Source organism: Intrasporangium sp. (genome assembly GCF_035688975.1).
Classification (GTDB): domain Bacteria; phylum Actinomycetota; class Actinomycetes; order Actinomycetales; family Dermatophilaceae; genus CALMNV01.
Genome location: NZ_DASSMH010000072.1, coordinates 1 through 4,508 on the forward strand (window position 1 = coordinate 1; position 4,508 = coordinate 4,508).

Genomic DNA, 4,508 nt, shown 5'->3' on the forward strand with positions numbered 1-4,508 from the left:
GGGCACGCAACCGGGAGGCTCGGCCGTGAGCCAGCTGACCGGCATACCCTGTTGGGCCAGGGCGGCCAGCACCGCCCCGACTCCGGCGCGGCGCTCGCGCGCCACGTAGGTCAGGGCCCAAGAGCTGAACACGACCACGTGAGCTCGGGCGGCGCCGGCGCGAGCCAGGGCGACGTCGATGGTCTCGGCGAGGTCGTCGACCATGTCGCCCTCGCGGACGGCGGGCGGGTCGCTGCGAAGCGCCGCCAGGGCGGCTCGGAAGCGCTCGACCCGGCCGGGGACGTCGGGCCACAGGCACGCCTCCAGCCAGCGCACTTTCTCGAGGTCGTCGAGCGGGACGGGACGCAAGTCGAGGCCTGCGCGTCCGACGATGGGGGGAAGTTCGATCGGCTGCAGTGGCGTGGCCGAACGGTCCACGCCGGCGCACCGCACCGCCGAGCCCGGGTCGCCGAGGAGGGTCCTCGTTGTCCGGGAGGACAGCTCGATGCGATAGCGGTCGACGCCGAGCAGGAGCCCGGCGCTCGCACCGGTCTCCACGAGCACCACCGGCACGTCGGCGACATCGGCCGCCGACAGGGCCAGGCCGACGGCGAGATAGACCACGCGGTTGACCTCGTTGGTCTGGGTCGACCGGGTCTCGATCACGTCGCCCAGCTCGTCCGCGTGCTCGAGGACCGTCCGGCGCACGTCGGGCCATGGGTCGCCGTCCGGAAGCGCGTCCCGGCCGACGACGCTCGGATACCACCGGGCGGCGGGCACGTCCGGCCGCCGGAGCACGAGGTCGTGCACCGCCGCGAGCCACAGGACCGGCCGCCGCTGTCCCGGCTGGGCGCGCAGGAGCAGCGAGGCGGTCTCGCAGTCGTTCGCCACCCCGAGGCAGATGGCCCGATAGAGCGGCAGGTCGTCGTACTCGTGCGCGAAGCGCGCGAAGTGTTCCTGCATCTCCTGGGCGTTGGCGCCTTCGCCGTCCCCGGTCTCCATCACCCATCCACCCTACGGGGCGCCGGGTGACAGCAGGTCGTCGTGACGGCCATGGCGCCACGCCGCCGGAGCGGGCCGTGTTGCGCTCGAGCCGGGTGGGCACGGCGGGCCCTGTTGGACGGGCGTCCGGAGGGCCATAGTGGGGATCCGGCACTGTCGCCGACCCGAGCCGCAGAGGAGAAACTTCGATGACCGACTCCAACCGCCCCCAGTCCCAGGACGTCTCGCGTCGCCGGGCGCTCGCCGTCGGTGGCGGTCTCGCCGCCGCGGCCGCCTCTGCCGGGGCCGTCGCGACAGCGGCGCCCGCGGTGGCCGCCCCCGACGGCTCGGGGGCCCATGCCGAGACGCTGCTCTCGGTGAGCCTCGAGCAGGCCAAGGCCATCGTCAGGGCCGCCGAGCGCGAGGCCTCCCGCATCCACGTGCCGTCCTTCATCGTCGTCGTCGATGTCTGCGGGGACGTCAAGGCCTCGGCGCGACAGGACGGCAACAGCCCAGCGAGCCTGACCCTTGCCCCCCTCAAGGCGAAGACGGCCCTCGCCTTCCGCACACCCACGGCCACGCTCGCCCAGCGGACGACGGACCCCGTGCGGGCCCAGTCGTTCCTCGCAGCGGGCTTCACGCTGCTCGGTGGAGGGCTGCCGATCACCCGCAAGGGGCAGGTCATCGGCGCCATCGGGGTCGGTGGGGGCAGCCCCGACCAGGACGTCCAGGTCGCGGAGGCCGGCCTCCGCGCCCTGGACTGAGTGTCAGCGCGGCCCGACCGTCGGCGGGACTGACGGTCAGGCCGGCGAGGTTCCGTCCACCACCCACCAGGCGGCATACGGCGCGAGGAAGGCCAGACCGTCGTCGCCCGTCACGACGTCGTATCCGCTCAAGGCCTCGTGCGGGGTGGCGATGCCCACCGCCCGGAATCGCTCGACCGGGAAGGGCCGCCACGACCCCGTGACGTTGTAGACCCCCACCATCGGACCGCTCGGGTGCCGCCGGAGCACGGCCAGTATGCCGTCGTCCGTGTCGTGGAGGACGACGGGATCGGCGCTGGCGTGCAGCTGCGGCAGGCGGCGACGGACCCGGGCGAGGTGGGCGACGCCCTGAAACACCTTGCCTTCCCGGGTCCGCAGATCCGTGCGCCGGGCCGCGGTCGACCAGTCGATCCGGGGCCGGTGCGCCCACCTGTTGTCGTCCTCGTGCCCGGGCTCGTCGGCCCAGCCCGGGTCGTTGGGCAGGCCGAGCTCGTCCCCGCTCCAGATGACCGGTATGCCGCCCCAGCCGCAGATCATCGCGTGCGCCAGAAACATCCGCGCCAGCGCACGGTCCTCGGAGACCTTGTCCGGCGGGTCAGCGAGCCCGTTGAGGGAGGCGGCGGTCCCGCTGATCCGCCGGTCCCCCGTCACCGGATTGGATTGGAACACAAGCCCCCTCGCCCACGAGCCAGGGAAATCGCCGCTATACCATCGAGACAGGAACCGACGGTGCGCAAAGCCGTCGAGACCCACGGCGCCCGCGTCGCCGTCGTCGATGGCCCAGCCGATGTCGTCGTGGCACCGTGCGTAGCTGATCCAGGTGCCGTTCGGCGGCTTGGGCGGCAGCGCGGACAGTGCCTGACGGGCGAGGACGACATTCCCGGACGCGAGCATCGACCAGACCTGCACCATGAGGCTGTTGTGGTAGGCGAGGTCGCTGACCCGTCCGGCATACCTGCCTTGACCGAGGTACTGCACGAGGTCGCGTGGCCCGACGATAGCCTCGGCCTTGAATGCTGTTGCGGGACAAGCGATCCGGGCGACGGCGCGGAGCGTTTGGGTGACCGCGTGCACCTCTGGCTGGTTCTGACAGTTGGTGCCGAGCCGTTTCCAGGTGAACGCGATGGCATCGAGGCGAAGCACCTCGACGCCTAGGTTGGCGAGGTGGAGGACGATGTCGGCATACTCCAGCATGACGTCGGGGTTGGCCCAGTTGACGTCCCACTGCCACTCGTTGAAGGTCGTCCAGACCCATCCGGCGAGCTCGTCGTCCCACGTGAAGTTGCCGGGCGCGAAGTCGGGGAAGATCTCGGGCAGGGTCGCCTCGTAGGCGTCGGGCATGCGGCGGTCGGGGAAGACATGGAAATAGTCGCGGTAGCGCTCCTCCCCCGCGCGCGCCCGCACCGCCCACTCGTGCTCCCTGGCGACGTGGTTGAGGACGAGGTCGAGCACGAGGGAGATTCCGCGGGAACGCAGCTCCCGGCTCAGGGCCCGCAGGTCCTCGACGGTGCCGAGGTCCGACCGCACCGTCCGGTAGTCCGCCACCGCGTAGCCGCCGTCGTTGTCGCCCTCCCGCGGCTTGAGCAACGGCATGAGGTGCAGATAGCTGACCCCGAGCTCCTCGAGGTAGTCGATCCGCTCCGGCAACTGGCGCAGGTCACCGGCGAACCGCTCGGCGTAGCAGGCGTATCCGAACATCTCCGGCTGCTGCAGCCAGTCTGGCCTGAGCACCCGCTGCGCGTCGAGGCGCCGGAGGTCCGGGTCGCGGTCACGGTAGGCACGGGCGGCGCGCTCGACGAGCTCCAGCGCGACCCGCTCCACGTTGTCCGCGGCATACAGAGGCCGGAGGCCACCGACGACGTCGGCCCACCAGCGCTCCAGCCGGAGCGTGAAAGTCTCCTGCAGGTCCCCCGGCAGGTCCGCCAAGATCGGGCGGGCGCGGTCGAGGGCGGCCGCGAGCTCGACACAGGTGCGCGGGGTCACTGGAAAGCGGTGGGGTTGCCGGCGCCCGCGCGGGTGACCACGGGGTAGCCCTCTGAGTAGTCCACGACGGTCGTCGGCTCCAGGCCGCACTCACCGGAGTCGACCACCGCGTCGATCTCATGGTCGAGGCGGTCCTTGATCGCCCATCCGTCCGTCATCGGCTCCTCCATCTCGGGCAACAGCAGGGTGCTCGACAGAATCGGCTCGCCGACCACCTTGAGCAGCTCCCGGACAACGGGGTGCTCAGGGATCCGCACTCCGACCGTCTTCTTCTTCGGGTGCAGCAGACGGCGCGGCACCTCCTTCGTAGCGGGAAGGATAAAGGTGTAGGGCCCGGGCGTGGAGGCCTTGACAGCCCGGAAGACGGCGTTGTCCAGATGGACGAACTGGCCGAGCTGCGAGAAGTCAGCGCAGACGAGGGTGAAGTGATGCTTGTTGTCGAGGTTGCGGATGCGGGCGATCCGCTCCTTGCCCTCCGCGTTGTCGAGCGAGCACCCCAGGGCGAAGCACGAGTCGGTGGGATAGGCCACGAGCCCGCCGTCCTGCAGGATGCCGGCCACCTGCGTCATCGCGCGGGGCTGCGGGTCCACGGGGTGCACGTCGAAGTATCGGGCCATGGCGACACCATGCCACGCGGAGCGCCGACGTGCGCAAGGTGAGACCACTGTCGGTGGTCGAACGTATGTTTGAAGTATGGCGGATCAGGGCATGGTCGATGGGCTGCGACGGCAGGTTTTCGAGGTGAGCTCGCGGCACGCGGCTGACGGCCGCGTGGCGGCGGAGCGGTTCTGGGCGGCGCTG

4 protein-coding genes are annotated in these 4,508 nt (G+C 71.1%); 1 reads left to right on the top strand and 3 read right to left on the bottom strand.

Features of this window, described 5'->3' with window-relative positions; all coding sequences use genetic code 11:
• Window positions 1-981: DUF2332 domain-containing protein (locus VFJ94_RS07425; protein WP_325003567.1), on the bottom strand; the 981-nt coding region annotated here is incomplete at its 3' end.
• Between the two features lie 188 nt (window positions 982-1,169).
• On the opposite strand from VFJ94_RS07425, the gene VFJ94_RS07430 reads away from it, so the two are divergent.
• Window positions 1,170-1,724 (top strand): heme-binding protein, encoded by a 555-nt coding sequence (locus VFJ94_RS07430; RefSeq protein WP_325003564.1) that lies wholly within the window; start codon window positions 1,170-1,172, stop codon window positions 1,722-1,724.
• Between the two features lie 36 nt (window positions 1,725-1,760).
• Here the strand turns inward: VFJ94_RS07430 and VFJ94_RS07435 are convergent, their stop codons facing one another.
• Together VFJ94_RS07435 and VFJ94_RS07440 are read right to left on the bottom strand one after the other, a co-directional pair.
• Window positions 1,761-3,707 (bottom strand): alpha-amylase family protein, encoded by a 1,947-nt coding sequence (locus VFJ94_RS07435; protein ID WP_325003565.1) that lies wholly within the window; start codon window positions 3,705-3,707, stop codon window positions 1,761-1,763.
• Window positions 3,704-4,324: an L-threonylcarbamoyladenylate synthase gene (locus tag VFJ94_RS07440; RefSeq protein WP_325003566.1), complete on the bottom strand. Its 621-nt coding sequence runs from the start codon at window positions 4,322-4,324 to the stop codon at window positions 3,704-3,706. Before VFJ94_RS07440 ends, VFJ94_RS07435 begins: the two co-directional genes overlap by 4 nt.
• Between the last annotated feature and the right edge of the window lie 184 nt (window positions 4,325-4,508).